The sequence below is a fragment of the Pseudomonas sp. GW821-FHT05D12 genome (genome assembly GCF_059419825.1).
In genome coordinates this window covers 59268-81107 of the sequence record NZ_JBWKSN010000017.1, presented here as the reverse complement: position 1 = coordinate 81107, position 21840 = coordinate 59268, and the positions used below count along the sequence as shown (strand labels likewise).

Genomic DNA, 21840 nt, shown 5'->3' with positions numbered 1-21840 from the left:
AGGTAGATATGAGCCACCTCATAGGAACCTAATAGGTGCATCTGAGGCACCTCATAAAAAAATCAGAACAAATTACTAACTATATATGAGGCACACAAAATGGCATTTAAAAGAATCGAATTACCAAAAGAAGAAGTTATAGCAGACTTTGATCCACTTAACGCACCAGCTAATCCAGTTGTTGAACCTGTTACAGTGGTTAAAAAGCCAAAGAAGACAGAGCCTACTAAGGCCGAATTGGCTGAAAAAGGCTTACAAGACTATCTCAATACTTCTGCTGAAAACTTCAACAAATACGAAAGCGTTTCCATTAGCGAAGAATCGAACGTATTGATTGAAGCAGTAAAAGCAGTATCCAAAAACGGCGCTTTCTCTAAAAAGGCTTATGAGCTACAAAAATATCTCCATGTAGGATTACAGCTTAAACTCATGGCAGAAGCACAAGCAGAAACAAACCCTGAGTTATTAAAGCTCTTTGCCGGGCTTTACAATGATTCAAGACGCTCGAGGGACCGTGAAATTTAATCACCCTCGAAACCCGCCGCATGGCGGGTTTATGTTCTTTTACTGCCCCGAAATGTTCCAACCAGAAGCGTCTGTATTGAATAGATTTATTTTTTCTGTATTTTCTCCCGCAACATTCAACACAGAGCCATCAAAAACGCGATATTTTAGTATTGCACTGGCACCATCAAGCCTCACTGACTGAATCACCACCTTACGGCTATTCACAGCATCAGCCGTTATTTTCCCTTTTCCCATATAGCTTTTTGCGCCCATTGGCAAAGATATTTTTATCTGAGCATTTCCATTGCCAACCGTTTTGACGAATAGTTTTACGGCCTCAGAAACTTTGGCTGAATAATATGCACCAGTTGATAGGTCATCTATCGCTAAATAAAGTGTATGGTTTTCATTCGTAGCAAATCCAGCATTACCAAGGGTTTTCAAATATTCTTGAAATTCGTTTTGGTTTTGAATTTGGCTTGAAGATATTGAGATATTAGAAAGCAATCCGCTTGGTTGTTCATCTGAAACCACATCAGCAGCTACCCCCGATGATTTAGCATCTGGCGCACACGAATTATTATACTCATACCAACCATCAGCCCCATACGGGTAAACCTTTGTCCCACCGGACAGGGCATAGTAATTGTATTCAACGATATTTCCAGATGATCCAGACGGACAAGCCTTGTTTCTAAATTCCATCTGCAGATCTTCCAGAACCATCATGCAGTTTTCCGACCTCGACGTTTCGACAAAGCGGCTTGTAGTCGCCTTGGTAGCGCTGTTGTATGTGTATTCTGTATAACCATACGCAACAACATCACCGCTCCAAGACGAACCTTTTTCAGTCGAGCATGACAGCACCTGTTGCCCTGATTCGCTCCACGTTTGCGATGGCACGTCCTTACAAGTGTTTTCGGTTACTACCACAGTCCAAGCCGTAGCCGATTGGTCAGCCAGTTGATCCTTTTCAGCCTGAGACTTTGAGGCATCAGCGGCCTTTTCCGTGTGCGTCCTCACTTCTTTGGTAACGATACGGCCCTTCTGGCCCAGCACGCAGGCGCTAACAGTCCCTGCCTTGCGTTCGTCCTGAACCGTCCTATAACAGCTATTGCCGACAGTTGACCACTGCCCCCAGGATCTGGCCCCGTCAGTCCACACATCACGCGAACGGCTTTGACTGATACCGTTACCGCCCTCAGCGTATTCACCACCGTATGAGGCGCACGGGAGGCTCTGAGACTGGTATTCAGTCCTGAGCATCACCGCTTGGCATGTGTTACCTGTCTCATACCAACCACCCATGTTTCTAACGCTTCCATCCGTCCAGACTTCATACCTTCTTTGAATAAAAACCGTGCCGCTTGGCCTATCGGCAGGGCATGACTGGGTAGAGTTTTCATAGCTGTAATAGCTGAAAGAAACAGGGGTTACATAACAAATCTGATATTTATAATACGGAACATTTTCACTTTCTCTACCGCCACCTTCTCGAATCTTTATGTATTCCGCGAATGGTCCAACGAAGTATTTTTTGTCTGCGACTTCGTAAAATCCAGCACCTCCTATTCCCAAGCTCGTATTTGACCCACCGGACCCCTTACCCCATATTGCTATACCGCCCATCTTTCCAGTGTATGAGTGAGATTCATTGTAAGGTCCAGACTGATAGTAATTATTTGCATCGTATAAACAAGTAGCTTGACTCAACAATTCTGGATGTGGTCCGTCATTTCCAAAATCTTTTGTTGACCACGCAAAGGCGTTAGGTGCTATGCAGAAGCACAACACCATTATATTTTTGTTAATTTTTTTCATGGTGCTTTATTTTAATAATACCATGATTTTAGAAAATTAACGTCTAACACCTAACCAATTTTAATTCATTCCAATTCGTCAAATAGTTCTGCGACTTAAAATCCATCTTCATCGACCAACTGGATTGTTTTTTCTCCCGAGCAATCCGAATTGTTCCCCTACCCCATCGAAAATTTACAGTATCCAAAACTTTCATCAATTCTGGCGCATTACGCCTTGGCTCAGGCGCAAACAAATCATGCTGGACATTCTTAGCTTCTGAAAACTGACTGAGAATTACACCAGCTTTGGCATACCTATATCCAGCCAAGAAAATCTTTTCCAACCCGCATAATGCAGCCTGAACGAATTCCCGGCTGTCATCAGATGGAGATTCCAGACCTACAATTATTGCTTTGGAATAAGGCTTATCATCGAAACGTGAGGTTTGGATAAAGACCTGAATGCAGCTTGATAATTGCTTTTCGGATCTCAGTTTTACACAAGCGCGAGCGGCATAAGTAGCAACAGCTTCACGCAATCCATCAATTGATTCAACACGGCCATTAAAGGATCTTGTGCTCGCAATCGTCTGCTTGGGTTCAGCATGTTCTTGAAGCCCGTAGCAAGACACACCAGTTAATTCGATGGCCGTTTTTTCGATATTGACATTGAAATGCTTGCGCAAAGTTTTCTTATTATACTGCGACAAATCCCAAGCAGTCAGGATATTCATTGATTCTAAATGCGCAGAAATCCGACGCCCAACGCCCCATATTTCACCAACCGGCATCCATGTTAGAAGCTTGTCGCGTTTCACTTCATCCAGTAAAACCACAACCGAATCAGTTTTAGCTTTCCATTTCTTTGCTGCGAAATTCGCAGCCTTGGCAAGCGTCTTTGTCGAACCAATGCCAACCCCAACAGGTATACCCGTTGCGGCAAAAACCGCCATTCTCATTTCATGAGCCAGCTTTTCCAAATCCCCCGGAATACCCGTTAAATCCAACCAACATTCATCAATTGAATAGACCTCAAATCGCGGGGCAAACCTCGACAGCACAAGCATTACACGATTTGATATTTCTTGATAAAGCGCATAATTAGAAGAAACCACCCTTAAACCGTGGCTTTTCATCAGGTGCTTAATCTCAAAGAAGGGTTGCCCCATCTTCACACCTAATTGCTTGCAGGCGTCATTGCGCGATACCACCGCACCATCACCATTTGAAAGCGCGGCTATTGGCAAGCCTGGCACCCTCAGAGACGCATCAAGGGTTGCTTCTGCAGAGACGTAGAAGCAATGACAATCGACCAGTGCGAAGACAGCCATAAAGCCTCAGCGCCGCGAAACGCGATGAAGGTTCCACATCACCACACCCCAACACTCGATGCTTTCCCACTCCCCTACTACGAGATCCGCACAAGCTGGATTATGGGCTTTCAGCACAGGCGGAAGCCCCGGCCTTTCCAAAAATTGCTTGGCGGTAAAGTCGCCGCCCATAACCACTATCACCACATCTTCATCCAGCGGTTCCAGCGCTCGATCCACAACCAACACGTCTTTGTTGTAGATACCAAGATCCCGCAGCGACTCACCATCTGCCCTTACCAGCCACCTTGACGGCTCACGCAAGCAAACCAGCTCATCAAGCGATAGAGGCGGCTCTGCATACTCCAACGCTGGTGAAGGGAAGCCACAGCTAACGCGCCCTACAACGGGCTTTCCAAGGGCTTCTTGAAGGTGCGGGACTGGCCCGAGGACAGTGAACATCAGATAAAACTCATAGACTGTATGGACATACAGTAGCCCACGCCATGCCCATCGGGCAACTGTCAGCCCGACCAAAGGAAAACTCAATATTAAAATATAAATCAATTTATTTTGAGTAAAGCGTATGAAATTCAAAATAAAATGGTATAACAATAGGAGAGGTTAATAAAAATGATATATATAACAAAAAACAGAACATTCCAAAAACTGGAAAAGTTAGGATTTTCAATTGAAATAAAAAGAAGGCCCGGCTACGAATCAAGACTGTATGTAACGAAGGACGGAAAAAGAATTACTATTGGAGGTGAAAAAGAAGGAGGGAACAACAAGACAAAATATGTTTATGAGGATATTCCAAGGCTTATAACAATGAACGACCTGATAATGATCAGGGCAAATACTATTGCAGATAAAGCCATGTTGACGCTTGTAGAAAGAATAACAAAAAATACTATTGTAGAAAACAACCTTATCGAATTGCTTTGAAAATCAATATGTTATAATTAAATCAATGATGGAAACATCAGATAAAAACACAATTAATAAAAAAGGTAAATTAAATGAGTCAAACTGAAAATGAATTAGAAACACAAAAAGTAGTAGAAGCGGCGATTGCATCAGTAATTAGCTATAACCAAGATCAAGAATATTATAGCGATGACAGAACGTATGCTGAACACTTTATCAAAGACAAAGCCAACATATTGAAAACCGCTGGCGTTAAGGAAGTAGATGATTATGAAATAGATCGAGCATTAGCAATCCAAGAGATCAAAGATACTATCAAAGAAAGCAAGCCAGATTTACAACGCTTGATAGATAAAGGTGTAGCTTACGTTTCAGACGAAAATGAATATCCAGCAGTTCACATATCCCATCCAGACATTGAACATTCACTAATATTTTCCTGGGAGCCAGAAAAAAACGCAACAGATGGTTTAGTGGGTGAAGGAGCAATAATTTATTCGTGGGGTGATGACGAAGGAATTCGATATAACTCGTTAAATAGAGGTTTAGACAGCACTGAAAGCAGCACCATCAGTAAACTCTACAGCATAGCAGAAGCAAAAGAATGTAAAGGAGAATTGGAAGAAAACGAAGCTTACAAGGATCATATAAAAAATGGCGATTTAACTGTTAAATCAGTGAAAATAACAGCAGCAGAATTTTCTAAATTTCCCGGTGGATTGGATGAAGAAAATCACGTATCAGGCGTAATTCAATACCAAATTGAAGGTAGAGATTTTGAATCTAAGTTTAAGCAGAAAATATCAGGTGGAGATTATTTCAAAGAAACAGTTTATGACAATGTGCAAATGTTAGACATAGGTAAACTTGAAGGAAAAACAATATTTTTAGATATTGAGACAGGATATAAAGACGATAATCAGCAAGTTCATCTATCAGGAAAAAATCGACAAGAATTATCAAGCTCAATAAATAATATGCTGAAAAAAGCTGAACCAGTTTTGACTGCTAATTACAACAAGCCCAATCCAAAATTGTTGAATGAAGTAGACAAAAAAGATGGAAAGCATTACAGCTTCAAACCTGAAACTTTGGAGGCGCTTGTAAAGTTTGGAGAAGCATTGGAAAAAGTTGAAAACAAAAAACGAAACAAACCAAAAGTTTAAAAACGGCCCGAAAGGGCTTTTTTAATGCCTAATTTCCAACCTTCTAAATGATATACTTTAATAAACAATCATTTAGAAAAATGGAAAATAATTTAGTAAATGCGTTCCACATATTAATCCAGCATGGCAAGCTTCAAAAGAAAGAGATTCAACCCCGAGGACACTTCTCACCAGATGGCCGATTCTATTTACCAAACGCCCTACCCATCGCAAGAGAACCCACCTTAGAAACCCCATACTCCCATGTTGCCCACGGCAGATCTCTTGATTACGTCGCGCATAATGAAGGTATGGATATTGAGTATGTGAAGAAATTCAAAAAGAAAATGGATAAATTGGTTGGAACATTTTGCGTAGAATCAGAATACCGCTTTTACCTTTTCATCGAACTCAATAAACAGTTGAAGCGAAACAGCAGCAAATACAAGTCATGGTTAAAGAACTACACAGATGAAGAACTTCAAGAATTGAAGAAAAACATCTTGCTTGAACCAGAAGAACATTATTAATAAAAGCCCATCGGGGCTTTTTATACGCCTCTCTAAAATCAAAAAGCAACCCGAAGGTTGCAATCTGATTTTGAACTATATTCTAAATATTCAACGATTTAGATTTATAAGAATTATATTCAGTTTCTTACATATTCAGTATAGCAAATGCAAAGTAGAAAACCACTGCAAGCAAAGACATTTTATTTATTTTCGTTTATTTGTAGTAAAGCGTATATTATTGAAAAATAAATGCTACTATATTTATAGGGAAAGCAAAAACCCAAAACAAGAAAATAACGGAGTAACTAAAAATGAAAACTGAAAAAAACTGCACAATTGAATCAATCTTTGGATTAACTAACCAAAACAAAACACCAGAATGGAGCAATCTTGTATCTGATGAAAAAAGAACATTTATTAACAGCGACAGAATAATAGGAGAAATTGCCAACATCATTGTTAGCAAAATCGCTGGAAGCAACACATTGAGAATACAGTCAATATAATAAGAGAACGCCAACAAGGCGTTTTTTTACACCCTAAAATTCACATTTCAAAATGGTATCATTCAATTAAGCATGAGATTATTCATGTGAATGAGAACCAAAATGGAAGATTCATATTACAAACAAATTTTAGATCACCAAATCAAAATAGGCGTAAAGCAGGGCCAGTTTAGGCATTTGAGATATTACGCACTTAACGAAAACGACGAGAAAATAAAATTCAATGGTCAGCCGCTTTTCGTCCAGTTTCCCGACACAAACGGGAAAAACTCAGATCCCGCTCAGGTTAGGCCAGATAGCGCAGGGCTTTACGCGCTCAGAGATCTGTTAGAGAAGGTGAAAGCCTACCGTGCTGAAAACCCTGTAAGCACAGCCAAGGCAGCACCAGCAGCACCACAGCAAACCCCGGCACCACAGGCACCAGATCCAGCCCCTACCCCACCAGCAACCAAGCGAAAAATCAGAAACAGGCCATAAGCGGCCTTTTTTGTTGCCTGCTACCAGACCCAGGCCGAACCAGTGATCCAGCAAGAAGGCCCAACAAATCCGGGGCTATGAGGTCGCTCATAGCTGGCTCATAGCAACCTAATAGGTTGCTCATAGGTTCCTAATAGCTTGCTCAGAGCTTACCAACCAATACCCTTTTCAATTTCAAAAAATTAAATTACCAAATAATTTAAAATATTATAATATTTTTCGTTTTATTTGCAGTAAAGCGTATATTATTCAAAATAATATGTTATTATATTTATGTGGAGATAACATTCTTCTAATAACAAAATAACTAAAAAGGTGGATTACATGAATAAATTAGAAAAAATCATAGCAACAGAAGTAAAACAACACATACCAGCTAATCAAGAGTTTCACAGAGTTCATAGCCTCAAAGCGATATACTTTAATGGCGAAAAATCAGTTGTTTCAGTTTCGAGAGTTATTCCAGAAGGACACGATGATGTAACACTCAATTTCCAAAAAACGTTTTCATTGAAAGAATTGGGAGGCGGCAGCTACTTAACCAAGCTTTGGAACCAATTGTAAGAATGCGCCGAAAGGCGTTTTTTTTGTCTGCAGGAAAGCAAGATCACCGGGGCGACCAGTAAAACCGGGGCTATGAGTTTGCTCTGAGGTAGCTCAGATGAAGCTGGGAGGTGGCTCAGAGCAGTATGGGAGGTATCTACCACCCTACCCCACCAGAGGACGGCCAGATCGAGCTGCAGGCAGGGAGGAACGCACAGGGGTATGGCGCAACATAGGGCAGGTTATGAGCTTGCTGGTAGGTTGATGTGAGCCAGATGGTATGGATCTATGAGGAAGCTGGTAGGCCGCTATGAGGAAGCTATGAGGAAGCTATGAGGTTACTGGTAGGAAGCTATGAGGTTGCTATGAGGAAGCTATGAGGTTGCTCAGAGATCGAACGAATGCGCCTGCATTGCACAGGAACAAAAAAGCCACCGTGTTGGTGGCTAATCAGTAGCGGGCGTTACGAATGCGACCTACAAGGATCTTGTGGCCCAAGACAAAAGTGACAGCCCATGCAGCCGCACAGAAATACATGAAATACAGATGGAACGTGCCGCTGTAAGCCACGAAAGCCAGCTTGGAGTGCATGTATGCGTTACCGCTGAACCCAGTCAACTCTGGCGTGAAATCCCAAACGAAGACGCCCAAAATCATGGAAACCGTTGATTTGTAGATGAACAAAATCAACATAAGCAGCATCACGAATTTAAACCTTGCCAAACTTTTCAACCCATTCATTTCAATCACCTTATAAATTAATTACTCTCAATGTTACGCATGGTATGCACAGCCCACATTACGCAACCAGACAAAAAAGTAGGAAAGAAAATCACAATGAAAAAGTGATTTTGCAAAAATGCCGTATTCATTCTGGTATGACCAAAAAAGATTACACCAATTGGAATCAATACCGCCCAAAGCGCAAGATTTCTACGAAAGAAATGCGCGATACTATTCATGATGTGAATTGACATTTTAATTACTCCTTTGTCTTTAATCCAATTATAGCATGTGTTTTATTAAAAACAAGCAGCTAAATTAAAATAAATTAGCCGCTTATCGTATTTGTTTTATCTGAATTTATTAAGCGCCTTGGCAACACCGCTATTAACTTTGTGAGTAATTGCATCTGCTGTATTATTGATATTTGTATTGTCACTAATAAGCTTATCAACGACAGTAATAATATTTGCGCAATACATAGTAATTTTTACCATAAGCAACAAATCTATCAATTGAAATATAAACATCATCACACCAAATTGTATGAACATTACTATGATAGACCCATCAGTGCCTATAAAGTGTGTCGCAATTTCATAAACAATATACCCCAAGGCAATTACACAGCTACCATAAAATGAAATTGAGACAAAGAACATTCCAATACAAATACTCGGAGCGATAAATAGCCAAACGATAGTCATAAACACACGCCAAATAGCTGAATTTAACCCGGTGTGCTGCCTATTTTCATTTTTAGGAACCAACAATTTCAATACATCTGTTAAAGCCAAGAGAATCATAGTCAAAGAACGAATTGCATAAGTTGAAATCATTCCAACGAAGACAAAGAACGGAATGAGACTCGCAACTGCTCTTAATACAGAGAAAGCTAATAACATACCAAGAATAAATGACATACCACCAATCAAACGCCCCCACGATGCATCAGGAGCGAATGTATTAAGCAAAGAGGAAACTGATTTAGTAGTAATAACCCCATAAAACATATTTTCAGCATACGTCAAATTTGAAGCTGCAGAACTCGCAATCTGGTTTGAGAACGGCGCTATACAGGTATTATCCATCGCAAAACAGTTTTGCCCTGTAAACCCAGCATTATCAAAAGCGTTACCACCAACCAAGTTTGCAGCAGCTAAAAGCCAATTTAGAACTTGACCGTTATCAGGGCGCATTGTATCTCTTAAAGCCACTGCAAGGCTTTGCTGAATGTCCATAAATTTAGATTCATCCTGAATGTTTCCATTAGTCGAATCTTCAAGCTTTTTCTGACTTTTTTCTATATTCCCCAATCCATTATCTGACGCAGAAAACACGCTATCAGCATTTGCTGCGATACGACGAAATTCATCTTGAATTACGGTCTGCCACTTTGGATACCCAATGTCCTGTTGGGTAATTCTATACATAAAGATGATTAAATCCGTTTCAGATGTTAAATCTGTATCGACTTGAGCCATCGCTCTTTGTGATATAGACCATTGCGCAAATACAGTAGCAAACTCACCAATGGCATCAGTTTTTATTTTTGAGAGAGCCGCTAAATCAAGATCAGATTTTGGAAGGAAATCAACCAATCCGGTTTCGTCTAATTTGATTACCTTCCCATCCTCAGACCTGTTCAGGCAAACAGTGTATGGTTTCACACCAGACAGGCCATTCACTCTGCTGTCTTCACCAGACAAGGCTTCATCACAAGCCATTTTCCTAAATTCATAAGCGTATTTCCTTGCCGCCTTATTCAACTCAATCAATCCTTGTTGCATTGCAGTATCTGAACCAGAGTAAGCTAATTGCCCCGGCTCATAGGTTTTGTATCCATTCAACAAAAGACAGCCTTGGGTTTTGATGGTTCTGGAATCTTTTAAAACACCATGGAAAAACGAATCATTGGTTTTATTTTCGGCGTTTAAACATTTTTCAAAAGATGATTCTGCTATATACAAGTGAGAATACTGATTGAATCGAATTGCTTGACTAAGATAGTTAAGCTGAACAGAATCTATGTCCACGTTAATTTTTACCAGCTTATTAAATGTTGGCTCTAATGAATTTCGTGCGTATCTTTCTGCTCGCTGATAATAAGCCGCTTCATCGAACTCAGCAGATTTGCTTAGCAATTTAGCAGAGGGAATAGCATTTATCGTTGCAACGAAAATACCAGCAACAATAGCACCAATAAAACCAGTAAGGATTAGCTTTCCATAGACTAATAAAAATACCAAACCGTTATTGAAAAGAGTCCAACCGATTGCGCTTTGGTTTACGTCTTTCTTGTTAATCATTGCGTGGCCAATCGCGTCAATATAATTCCAAGTGAGCAATATGGACGCTAAAAATCCGGCCAACTTGAAAATAATATCAAACAAAACAAAAAGCTTATTCGTATCTTCTTGCTTTGCCGATAAATTAACTTTTCCTTCAAATCCACCAAATTTGTTAATCAGGAATGAGGCAAAATAAGCCGTGTTATCATCCATAAGTGGCAAAATGCCAGATAGTGCCACATTCTTGGAGACTACACTGTCAGCGCAGCTTGTAAGGTTTGCATCAGAAATACTGCGGCAGTTTGTAGATTCGTCGAGCGTATTTGTTATTGATTGTTGAGTTTCTGCAAATACTGGAAAGCTCAGCAGAAACATCAAAATGATGAATAGACGTTTCATGTATATAATGTTTGTTTGTTTCAATTATAACATTGTGAAACGTCCAAATTATTGGTTAGTCGATTTTTTCAAAACTTTTTCTGATCTCAGTGATTTCCTTCTTCGATATTCCTTTGCCATCACCTTCAACGGCCTCTGATTCTTTGACGAAAAGAGATTTGAATTTGAAGAAGAAATACACGGAGAATGTGATAAATGCGATGATTATGATTTGCAGGGCATAGACTGATCCGAATAAAGATATGGAACTGTAAATTAATCCAGCTAAGGCTACAAAAAGACAGGCGAATAAGACGTATAGCATAATATGGTCAAAATTTGTTGTTATTCACAATTATAACATTTCAACCTTAACAAATTGGCGGTTATCAAAATTTATCCAATAAAAAACCCGCCTAAGCGGGAGATTCAAATTATTTGTATTAGTCCGAACCAGACCCCATACCTTGCTTATTGCCTGATTTTTGATCAAAGGTTTGTCTTGCATTTCTCTTTGATTCTTTATCACGCAATGCTTGTTTTACTTCTTGTTTCTTTTCATAAGTAGCAGTGTCGATTGCATTTTTAGCACCATGAACCAAGTTCATGATTCTCTGATCAGAAAGCTTGTTTGACATTTGTTCTACTTCTCTATCAGCATTTTCTTGATAGTTGAATTTTCTCAAGAATGCTTCTCTACCGTGCGTAACTTCTTTAAGCACATTTATTAAGATGAATACTAATGAACCAAGGGCTATTAATCCTGAAATCATCATTCCAATTAAGCCGCCCGCTTCTGAACCAAGAATCCAGCGAAGCAAGGTTGCCATTTTAAGATTCTCAGTAATTGCAACATAAATTATTAAAGAGAACATCAAAGATGGAACTGCAAGAACTAATGAAATGTAGCTATCCACAAACGCCTTTCTATTCTGATCAAATTCAGCGTGGTTACTCGCTTTTATCATCCTGAAATAATACAAAGGAGCGAAGAAAAATTGATAGAATGGAATACTTGTAAATAATTTAATCAAAGACACAAATGCATAAAACACTGCCATCATCGGCAATACAAACGCCAAGAAGAATCCAAGTGTAATCATAAAAAATGCAATAGGCGTTAATGTATCTGTTACAGCTACGATTAAATCTGAGAATATCTTTACGCTTTTTCCCAAATGACCAATGAATTTTCCAACTGCCTTACCTTTAACGCCACCTTTGTCGCCAAGAACAACCGAAATTGATTCCCCAACATCTGAACTCACATCTTTTAAGGCATCTGCACCAACTGAAAGTGCCTTAAATGCACTGTTCCACAATATGACTTTGAATCCATAGCTGTAAGCTTCTACACCAGCGTTTACGACCGTGGTGGGAATGCTTTGTGTCCCACGCTGATCGCAGGGAACAGGGTTTGCCAAACAGGCTTTTGCGGCCTCATGCGTTGAAAGGTTTGGATCACCACCGAACGCAGGAGCAAGGGAATCCCAGCTTGTGCCTGTCATTTCCATGACCATATTCTTCATTGCAACTGATAATTTTGCATTGATTGAGCTTTCGTTTTCTGGAGTCAAAGCAGACAAATCAAGACTTGCCTGAGCAATAATTCCCTTTAAATTTACAGTCCAGAATTTGCCATAAAGCGATTTTGCTTCATCTGATTCACCGTCTAAGTCTTTTGTATTGAATACTATCTCAGTGTTTACATATGTGTTTTCTTCAACACGCGGGCCTAAATATCGAACATACACAGAACTACTAATTGTGTTATTTCTTCTATTTATAGAATCTTGAATTCTGGATTGATTAAGGTAATCCAAAGGATAACCAATAAGACCCAATTTCATGTTTCTCAATGTAGCTGATGCAAGGGCATTTTGATAAGTTTTGTCTTCATTAGCATTTTGCTTAACGCCTTCCAAAGCTGATAATGCAACGAAATCCCACGCGGCCTTTCTTGCCATAGCTTCTGCTTTAAATTGCAATTCATCTTCTGGCTTTTCAGAACCAAGAGCTATTACTGTTGCATCTGAATCTCTCACCCAAGCGCAAGCCCAGCTTACGAAGTCTTGTGCTTTCTGATCTTTTTGGAAATATTTCTTAGCATCCTGATCGCGGGCAGCGTTGATTTTCTCAACATTTATTTTGTTGTTTTTGTAAGTAGACCACCTTTCAGTGCAATCTTGATTAATTTTTGATTCTGCTATTTTGTTGAAATAAGCAAGTATTTTACGTGTTTGTTTACCAGACCCATCAGCACCCTGAATACCTGCCATAACTGCTGCAGAGGATAATCCCGAAAGCTGTAATCTTGCTTCGGCTGGCATGTTTCCGATTTCATCAATCTTTACTAATGCAACAGATTCTTTCGCTAATTTCTTTGCAGCAGCATTCACACTTTTTCTTAAAGCATCTAACTGAGGATAGCTTGCAGAATCAGCAAAAAGGGTTGAAGTGCTTAAATTCCCTGAGAGATATAATGGAAGAAGAATTTCATAAGCTTTTTCAGAATTACTGACCATAATATCGCCATTGTTTTCAGCAGCATTTTTAACAACAGCTTGCATCTGATAACCAAGTGTTCCGTCATTTAGGCTTGTATGCGATAAGCCCTCAAAATTCTCAGCGCTGGTATTAAACTCTACTGTTCCTATATTAGCTGGATAACCAATATTCTTTCTTTCGTCAGTTGAATAACCTTCATCGCTTTTATAGATATTTACACTCGTTGAAAGATTTATCACGTTTACAATATTTGCAAGCTTTGTTGTAGCGTCAAGGTTAATCTTTGTAGTGTTAATTGGCTCAATTCTTAAAGCTTGAAATTTATTGGATTCTGTTAAAGCTTCTTCAACAGTCTGACCAAATATATTAGTAAAAAATGCGTCTCTATCTCCCAAGTTAACTGCGCCATAGCTTAAAAGCGCCTGTCTGGTTTTCATGTTGGACAAAGCAATTTCAAGATAATTTGTTGAATTATTTGCAGCTATATATTTATCTTGCTCGCTTGGAATCGTAGAGAATATTTTCTCAGCAGTATTCACATTTTGAACAGTTTGGAATTTATTAGCGAAAGCCGTAACCACCAGAATTGATAAAACTAAGCTTATTAATAAAGGCTTGTGCAAATACGGAGCCGCTATAACAGCTATTAATTTCTTAGCACGAAGTGACCATATCATTGGCTCTGGCTCTTTTGGCGATGCCAAATTCATCAAGGCACTCCACATTAGAGAAAGCCCTGCTAATAGCGCTACTGGAATATATACATACACCATATTGGCTAATAGATATTTGAAAATGAAATATTGAGGAATAGTCTTTGTAAAGCCCACCGAAGCTAACAATGATATTGCCCAATCTGGAAGATTCTCAGTTCCGACAAAGCCAATAACAAAATTTGCTATTATATCTTCATTGTCTATATATATACCTTTTGTTAAGGACTTGAAGCTAATACTGGAATCATCGGTATTTAATTGCGGGAGATTGCTTACAGCCAATGTGAAGAAATCATTTGCTTCAGCTTCTTCAACCTGAACAGTATTTTGAGTAGTGGTTTGTTTCTCTACGGCTTCATCAGCGCTTGCGACATATGAAATGTTCAAACAGAAAAGTAGCAGAAAACCACTGAGGATTTTTCTATACATAATTATTAATGATTGTTTAACTCAATTATATCATTCTGATTTTCTTAAATTTGTGTTAAGCAAAGCTATTTGCTATTTATTTTCAACGGGCACAAAAAAACCGGGAATATCCCGGCTTCCGTATTGGTTTTGGATCATCTGAATTTGTAGGCAGCCATGACGAAATAGGCCAGGTTTTGGCGGCTCGAAATCCTGTCATTCACCAACGCTACAAGCAGAGACACTATGCCCACCAAGAATGCGACTGCGCCAAGGCTCATACCATGCCCAACAAGAGCGAAAAAGGCACAGGCGTAGAAAGCAGTAGGCACAGCGAAGAACAGCGCCAAATCGCTTGCTATGAGCTTAATGGGTTCGCGTCTGTTCCCAAGCTCCAAGGCTTCTGCAACGTCGCGCTTGCCCCTTGCTGCATTGATCAGGAACGTAGAGGCTTCTGAGAAGCTGTAAAAGCCCATCTGGCGAGCTTCAAGGCGTTCTCTGCAGAAACGTAGCTCCCCTCTCACGTAATTGCACATGAGCGAGCTTACAGCCAGCCCAAACACGACTAACAGGCCAAGAAAGCTAAACACAAGCGTGGACTGGATCGAGAACTTGAACTGCGAATAAATGAAGCCAATGAAACACAGGATAAAGGCTGAAAATACGGGAAGAACCGCAATGCGTATGATGTTCCAAACCCTTGAAGCCACGCCATCAGCGAGGGATGGTGTGTAATTATTATCAGCTTCAATTATTTTTACTTCTGCTTTCGCCTTTTGTTGTCTAATTTTTAAAAGCGTAGACTTAGCGCTCTGGATAAATTGTTTCATATAGTGATTAATTTGTTATACCCCAATTATAACATTACCAAATTAAAATCAAGGGCAATAACGAAATTAAATTTTAGCAACAGACGAATAACCTAATTTAAACTCTTTATAGCAGAGCAATTCAGACTTGCCGTCCATGTTCAATCCTAAAAGCGCAGCCTGAACTTGATTCTCAGGGATGAATGAATCAGCAAAAGAAGTATATGAGTTTAGAATTAAAAAAATCGCCATTATGATTTTCTTTTTTTCCATAGCGACCACCCTTCATACATTGATAAGCTGATTCCTACAAAAACTGATAATGTTCCAAGTGTGAACAGAAATGATTCCAAATTGAACTCAATACCATTAATGAAAAATTGTTGGTAGAGCCATTGCCCGGTTTCATTTTTTGGGATTTTAAAGAAGCTTGGAAGCTGGATGTAGGAAATTCTCACAATGCCTTCAAGTATAATTGCAGCAACAATGGAGCCACAAAATGCGTATAAAAATGCGTCGAAATATTTTTCAAATAAAAGCTCAAACAGATTTTCTAACTTGGAGTTAATTCTTTTGTTCATGATATGTAGATTTGTTTTTCTTATTATAACACGCACAAATAAAAAACCGCCTATTTGGCGGATAATTTATTTAGATTACTAATTAGAAATCAACAGTGAACAACAACAGGATTTTAACAATCAACATAAACGAACCTAATTCAAAACCCAAGTATACGAAATATAACACTATTGCATTTACGTTAAAACCTTCGGCTCTTTTGTATTTTCTGTTCAAGAAGAACGCGCCAACCATTAAAACAATCAACGCCACAATCAACGCTATGGCAACGTAGATCCACAACACAGGAGCATTTGAAATCATATTAATTACAGCGTCTTCTGCAACGAAATAACCGAAGCTCACGACTATCATAACTGAAAGCAAAGCAAAGAAATAATTGAACAGGAAAACTGAGCCTGATAAAGCGTTAGCTATTAATCCAAGGGCTTTATTTTTTGCAAATGTCTTAGTATAGGTTTTAGATTTTCTGAACTTGAATGCAGCGTCAGCAAACAATGTTGAAACAAGAAGGATTATAGTTGAAGCAAGGAATGTAATCATGATAATAGTTTTTTGTGTATAGTATAATTATAACATTTAATTTTCGCTTTATTACGAGTAAAGCGTATATAATTGAAAATAATTTCAACCATTTCAAAAAACAAAAAAAGCCCGCAATGGGCCTCTGGTGCTTGGCAGCCTTAAACAAAATGGAAGAACGTAAATGCTGCTATTGCTATCGCTGATAATGCACCAAGCGATACTAAATCCTTGTAAATTATTCGTGCTGAAACGGAGTGGTTTGAAGTGTAGTTAAGCTTCATGTAGTTACCAATTATTTTGTTATATTCAAATTATATCATTTAGTTTTTCTATGCAGACACTTAACGAAAAATAATTTAGAAAATAGTTTTCATCCACAAAAAAACGGACCAAGAAGGCGGCTATTTTTATCGAAGCTGAATCTCAATTATAGATCCTATATAGTTGACCATCACTGAATGATTTTAGGCCAGATTCATTGCTGCAATGACTGCTAATAAATCTATCAACAATGATTCTGGATTCAACAGTGTCGAAGATTCTCATAAGCCCGTTTGGCGTGCTGCAATCCATTTCATCTATGCACTTAATAACTGATGAAAGGAAAGCTGAACGTAAGCCAGTGCTGGAATCAACAGCCACATAGAAGGCGCTACCGGCTGCAATCGTATTGAAAGAAATTGAATGATGGAAATTAATTGTTTTCGGTTTAGTTTTTGAAATTGATATAGGTGTGCTCATGATAGAAATAATTTGTTATGAGCAAATTATATCATGCGAGAAATTCAAAAATGATGATTAGCAAAATATTTGATTAACTTTCGTGTTGAATGGTCTATACAGAATGAAAAGACCTAAGCTAATTAATCCAAAAATTGAATCATGAGAAAGCCTATTCAATCCCATTTTCTACGCCAAGGGCGTATGTTCTTTCCTCTATTAGATGCTCAGCGTATACAAAACCGGGCAACTGTCGGCATAAAACTAAAAATCTGCATAAGAAAATCAAAAGCTAATTATGATTGATTAAAAGCAAGCGAGGAAGGACCATTATGCCAACACTTATAAGTTGTTAGCCTAATTGGTTATGCTGACGCGCTCCGCTTGCTAATGCCTACGATTGATTGATAGCTATACCAACAATTTCATTATTGATATGCCAACTATTTGAATTATTCGCTATCTAATAATATTAGGCATCTGATTTGCTATAATGTCAGAAACAACATTATTGCTAACATGATTAAATCCTTTATTAACTATTTTCGTTTACTGAAAATAGCAAATACTTTCAGAAACACACCGCGCTATCAAGAACTTTTGAACGAGCAGGAAGCCAACAAGGAAGCCATCCTTAAGGCCCACAGAGCGCTCAGAAGTCGCAAGGCCACGTTTGGCATTGGTAGCACCGCAGAAGACGCTCAATTAGATTTATACGACGCAGAGGAAGAACGAAAAGAGATCTTAATCAGAGTCGAGAGGGTTAACGAATACATCGACTCAAAACCAGAATTAAAGCTTGCCATGCGCAAAATCTACCCCTCCAAGAAGACGCTACAACAAGCTTTTTTATCCAATATTGCGGCGCTGGTTATCGCTTTTGTCAGCACGCAAGGCAACCCAATTTGGCAGTGCATTCTTGTGCCAACATTCGTGCAAATTGGATTTATTTTTTATTTTTATTTCTTCTTCAAGGGATTTGGAAATTAAATATGATATAACTATTACAAACAACATTCATTAATTATTATGACTATAAAAAATGCTACACCATCAAACAAAAAATTATCTATAAATGACTTGAATAGAGCGATAGATAAAAATACAAAATCAATTGTAAAACTTGATTTAGAAATCGAACCGCTTGAAAAAACATATGACGACTTAATCACTAAATTAGGTAGATTACAGCGTAAAAGCAAAAGCGAAGGTTTAGATATTTCAGATGATAGCGAAACTATAAATGCAGCTATTGATAAGCTTGAACCTCAGATTAAAAATCTAATTGACCAAAGAAAGGAATTGCAACGCGAAGTCATGGATTTAGAAGATCAATTGATAGTTCATGACAAAGAAAACGAATGGAGCAAGATTCAATTATTACTCAAAGTTAAATCTTATAAAGACGTATATCCCTTAATTTCAGGAAAACTTTCTACTGCTGATAGTGGTGCGAGCTATGAGCAATAATAAGATTCGCCAAAAGTTTAAATGCACGAAAGAGTTTAAAGATTTAGCAATTGAAATCAGCCGCATGGCTGGTTTCACGCATTTCAAAAAGGGAAAGGAATATACACGTAAAAAGGGTTTCTCACATCTTCTAAATGAGATAACTGAACAAGGTGAATTTACAATAGAAGGTAATTACAAATCAACAAATGAACTACTCAATAGACACATAGCAAACCATAACAACAACCTTGCACAATTAGTTAGAACCGTTGGCTCAGAGGTGTTCCAAACTGGCGATGGTAAAACATATTCTCTCAATCAATACATTAGAGAATATCAGTCAGCATCAGAGATTGCCTACCAATTCATTGAGCATATTTCTAACCTACCTGCGAGTAAGGAAAAAACAAAATTAGAGATCTTCACACCCCTAAAAAAAGCTTCCGAAAACAATACTCATGAGGTTTGGTTTACCTTTGTTGTTTCAGAAAAAACCTTAGAGATATTGCAAAGATTTGGAAATATTAGGGAAGCAACTGCAGATCATATTTGCAAGTCTTGGGTAAACATAAAAAACTTTAACCTATCAAAAAATGACCAAAATAAACTTGATAAATTCGTTGAATCTTTCAAATTATTCAATTCACTGGTAGCAGAAATAAACAAATTAAACTCCGAATCAAAACGTATCAATACCAAAGCCGTAGCGCAGAAATTAAAGGAGTTAAAAAACCAATATGAAATAATAGGCAACTAACATGATTATATCATTCAATCAAAACTCAGATGATTTAGTAAAGGCTGGCATATCGAAGAAAAACAAGTTCAAATTAAGCGGAAAACAGAACCTGAAACGCTGGTATGAATATCTTCACAGCGAGAAAGTAAAGGAAGGAGTAGACCAACATGAGGGAACCATTTATAGCTGGTCTAACATTCCTACTAAGCTTCTTCCCCCAGCAGTTCAAAACAGCATAACCCCATTTAAAACAGATAAAGAAAGGAAGATGTATACAAGCCAATGGGCCGCTGAAAAAGCTGAATTTCTCATGAACCACAATAACGAGGCACGTCGAAAAAAGAAGAATCACGGCAGTGGTGATGGAGATGGTGACGAACTGATTTTTATAGCTTCATTCAAAGAAAGTGAATTAAAAAATCTTTCAACAAAAGAACGTATTGCCTTGTTTGATGATTTCAGGTCTATGTTTTTGAACAAGCTGAATAGAGGTGAAGAAAACAGATTCTTTGCAGATTTTGACGTTCACTTGAAAGATACAAACCCTCACCTGCATATCGGCTTAGGGTATTTCGACATGGACGGCGAATATCACAAATTTCATATTGGAAAAAGATTTGAAGGCGGAATGCTTGATTTTTGTCAGGATATAAAATACGAAATGGAAAAGAAATATCCGTTCTTATTACAAATGGAAACCGAGTTTAGAAACAAACAATATAACATGGATGATGACATAGAGTTTCATAAAAAACTTGAAGCCATCACAGCCGCATATTCAGGAACTTCATATAACTATACCGCTGCAAAAGATTCTCTTAAAGCCAATGACGTAGGTGTTAAGTTTGAAAGAAAATCAGGTGAAGCTCTGAATGATGATGGTAAGAAAACGAAGAATGGAACAATTTATGTGTTAAACAATCTACGCCCTGAAAAAATGAAATCCTACCAAACTATGCCTTTGCACATGAAACAATTTCTGGAAAAACAGGAGTATTTTAATCAGGAATACATGAAGAACAAAATAGACCTTTCGCATTTGGCAGTTAAGGCAATTGACCACATTATTAATAATCCTAACGCGAATTTGAAAGAAATAAACAAGCAGCTTTTAGCTGATGGTTTGCGTATTACACCCCGCCAGAGTGGCAAGGCTGTTCAATGGTCTATAACTTTCATTGATTATAATACGAGCATTTCATTATCAAAAATGGGCATAAATCCCAAGGATAAAATCTATTCTTCAATTTTTGATATTACACCAGAAGAAATAGCTGCATTCCAGAAAGAGAAATTCAATAGGGATTACAACGAGAAAATCAACAAAAACGAATTCCAAAGAACGAAATCCAGTAAACCTTTTTCGGCATACGTTCCCTATACATTGTTCAGATACGAAGACGAATTTGAAACAATTGAGCACTTTCAAAAACGCATGAGGGATTCAGTTCATTCCAACAAATCTTTGGCGAATGTCACTATAAATGGCGATTCAGCGGTTAACAAATACAATCGTGAAATGTTTAGGCGCGTAGCTAATCATGAGTATGAATTGCTTCAAAATAACAACCAAAGCGTGAGAGCGCTGATCCAAGAAATTGTTGCCCGAGGTGATACATACATCGAGTTCACAGGCCCATCAAACGCCGCCATGCAGGAGGCTCTATTCATAGAGGCGAGCTTGAACGGCGTCAGGGTGAAGAACTACACCCCTACCCTAACCGTGCAAGGCAAGCTGCAGAAGCTCCAAGCCGCTCAGTATGACGCAACCCTCTTGAAGAACGTGGATAAGATAGACCAGATCCTGGCCGACCCAGCGCATTCAGGTAAAGTTACAAGGCTCATGCACACGCGCAAGCTTGATAGAATCGTAGACAGCAAACCTGCATACCATGCAATGCTCTATGCCCTTCACAGAAGCCCCCAGCCGCGCTTATGGGCGATGCCTAACGACCTGTTGCCGCTCACCCCATCTGATGCTGAGCAGATTGCCAAACGTCTCAGGGAGGATTTGAAGATCGAGAGCCAGAAGCTTGCAGAACTGTTCCAGTTGGCCGGGTTCACTATGCCCCCTTCCCTTGCACAGTATGAGACTGAACCAGCTCCACAGGCCGACACCAAGCCAGCAGAGCAGCACAAGGACAAGCCAGCACCCAAGGCCAAGGACAAACCAGATTCAGAACCAGATGGAGGGAAGCGCAGAAAAATTAAACCAGAATAAAAACACCGCCTGTTGGCGGTTTTTTTTGAAAAAGGA

The 21840-nt window shown here is 38.8% G+C and carries 20 protein-coding genes; 11 read left to right on the top strand and 9 right to left on the bottom strand.

The features are described from left to right. The first annotated feature begins 99 nt into the window (after positions 1-99). Complete coding sequence (locus tag AC07SI_RS26800) at positions 100-525, top strand: hypothetical protein (protein ID WP_495006868.1); 426 nt, start codon at positions 100-102, stop codon at positions 523-525. 39 nt (positions 526-564) lie between these two features. Here AC07SI_RS26800 and AC07SI_RS26795 read toward each other — a convergent pair whose 3' ends face one another. From AC07SI_RS26795 to AC07SI_RS26785, 3 genes are read right to left on the bottom strand one after another with little or no spacing between them, the layout of a single operon-like run. Further along, on the bottom strand, positions 565-2328 hold the full coding sequence (locus AC07SI_RS26795; protein WP_495006867.1) for a hypothetical protein: 1764 nt from the start codon (positions 2326-2328) through the stop codon (positions 565-567). Positions 2329-2371: 43 nt separating this feature from the next. Further along, on the bottom strand, positions 2372-3640 hold the full coding sequence (locus AC07SI_RS26790) for a Y-family DNA polymerase (RefSeq protein ID WP_495006866.1): 1269 nt from the start codon (positions 3638-3640) through the stop codon (positions 2372-2374). A gap of 6 nt (positions 3641-3646) precedes the next feature. Next, entirely contained in the window at positions 3647-4216 is a 570-nt protein-coding gene (locus AC07SI_RS26785; RefSeq protein ID WP_495006865.1) for a LexA family protein, read from the bottom strand. Between the two features lie 36 nt (positions 4217-4252). On the opposite strand from AC07SI_RS26785, the gene AC07SI_RS26780 reads away from it, so the two are divergent. The 6 genes from AC07SI_RS26780 (at position 4253) to AC07SI_RS26755 (ending at position 7753) form a co-directional block, all read left to right on the top strand. After that, the gene (locus AC07SI_RS26780) at positions 4253-4567 is read left to right on the top strand and encodes a hypothetical protein (protein ID WP_495006864.1); all 315 of its coding nucleotides are present in this window, start codon (positions 4253-4255) and stop codon (positions 4565-4567) included. Between the two features lie 74 nt (positions 4568-4641). Then, positions 4642-5715, top strand: a complete 1074-nt coding sequence (locus tag AC07SI_RS26775) for a hypothetical protein (RefSeq protein ID WP_495006863.1) — start codon at positions 4642-4644, stop codon at positions 5713-5715. 80 nt (positions 5716-5795) lie between these two features. Beyond that, positions 5796-6224 carry a hypothetical protein gene (locus tag AC07SI_RS26770; RefSeq protein ID WP_495006862.1) on the top strand — a complete coding sequence of 143 codons (429 nt, stop codon included), beginning with the start codon at positions 5796-5798 and terminating at the stop codon, positions 6222-6224. A gap of 293 nt (positions 6225-6517) precedes the next feature. Beyond that, on the top strand, positions 6518-6712 hold the full coding sequence (locus AC07SI_RS26765) for a hypothetical protein (protein WP_495006861.1): 195 nt from the start codon (positions 6518-6520) through the stop codon (positions 6710-6712). 102 nt (positions 6713-6814) lie between these two features. After that, on the top strand, positions 6815-7189 hold the full coding sequence (locus tag AC07SI_RS26760) for a hypothetical protein (protein ID WP_495006860.1): 375 nt from the start codon (positions 6815-6817) through the stop codon (positions 7187-7189). A gap of 324 nt (positions 7190-7513) precedes the next feature. After that, positions 7514-7753 carry a hypothetical protein gene (locus tag AC07SI_RS26755; protein WP_495006859.1) on the top strand — a complete coding sequence of 80 codons (240 nt, stop codon included), beginning with the start codon at positions 7514-7516 and terminating at the stop codon, positions 7751-7753. A 429-nt stretch (positions 7754-8182) separates the two neighbouring features. Here AC07SI_RS26755 and AC07SI_RS26750 read toward each other — a convergent pair whose 3' ends face one another. The 6 genes from AC07SI_RS26750 to AC07SI_RS26725 all read right to left on the bottom strand — a co-directional run bounded on the left by AC07SI_RS26750 (position 8183) and on the right by AC07SI_RS26725 (position 16690). Next, positions 8183-8473, bottom strand: a complete 291-nt coding sequence (locus tag AC07SI_RS26750; RefSeq protein WP_495006858.1) for a hypothetical protein — start codon at positions 8471-8473, stop codon at positions 8183-8185. 332 nt (positions 8474-8805) lie between these two features. Continuing rightward, positions 8806-11145, bottom strand: coding sequence for a hypothetical protein (locus AC07SI_RS26745; protein ID WP_495006857.1), 2340 nt, complete (start codon positions 11143-11145; stop codon positions 8806-8808). A gap of 422 nt (positions 11146-11567) precedes the next feature. Then, positions 11568-14777, bottom strand: a complete 3210-nt coding sequence (locus tag AC07SI_RS26740; RefSeq protein WP_495006856.1) for a hypothetical protein — start codon at positions 14775-14777, stop codon at positions 11568-11570. Positions 14778-14911: 134 nt separating this feature from the next. Next, positions 14912-15586, bottom strand: a complete 675-nt coding sequence (locus tag AC07SI_RS26735; protein ID WP_495006855.1) for a hypothetical protein — start codon at positions 15584-15586, stop codon at positions 14912-14914. A 66-nt stretch (positions 15587-15652) separates the two neighbouring features. After that, the gene (locus AC07SI_RS26730; protein ID WP_495006854.1) at positions 15653-15838 is read right to left on the bottom strand and encodes a hypothetical protein; all 186 of its coding nucleotides are present in this window, start codon (positions 15836-15838) and stop codon (positions 15653-15655) included. A 390-nt stretch (positions 15839-16228) separates the two neighbouring features. Continuing rightward, the gene (locus AC07SI_RS26725; RefSeq protein ID WP_495006853.1) at positions 16229-16690 is read right to left on the bottom strand and encodes a hypothetical protein; all 462 of its coding nucleotides are present in this window, start codon (positions 16688-16690) and stop codon (positions 16229-16231) included. Positions 16691-17911: 1221 nt separating this feature from the next. Here AC07SI_RS26725 and AC07SI_RS26720 point away from each other — a divergent pair. The 4 genes from AC07SI_RS26720 to AC07SI_RS26705 are packed head-to-tail and all read left to right on the top strand — an operon-like array spanning position 17912 to position 21804. Further along, the gene (locus AC07SI_RS26720; protein ID WP_495006852.1) at positions 17912-18382 is read left to right on the top strand and encodes a hypothetical protein; all 471 of its coding nucleotides are present in this window, start codon (positions 17912-17914) and stop codon (positions 18380-18382) included. Positions 18383-18421: 39 nt separating this feature from the next. Then, entirely contained in the window at positions 18422-18862 is a 441-nt protein-coding gene (locus AC07SI_RS26715; RefSeq protein ID WP_495006851.1) for a hypothetical protein, read from the top strand. Further along, positions 18852-19601, top strand: coding sequence for a hypothetical protein (locus tag AC07SI_RS26710; protein WP_495006850.1), 750 nt, complete (start codon positions 18852-18854; stop codon positions 19599-19601). The genes AC07SI_RS26715 and AC07SI_RS26710 overlap by 11 nt, the downstream gene beginning before the upstream one ends. A 1-nt stretch (position 19602) precedes the next feature. Continuing rightward, positions 19603-21804, top strand: a complete 2202-nt coding sequence (locus tag AC07SI_RS26705) for a hypothetical protein (RefSeq protein ID WP_495006849.1) — start codon at positions 19603-19605, stop codon at positions 21802-21804. Positions 21805-21840 lie beyond the last annotated feature (36 nt).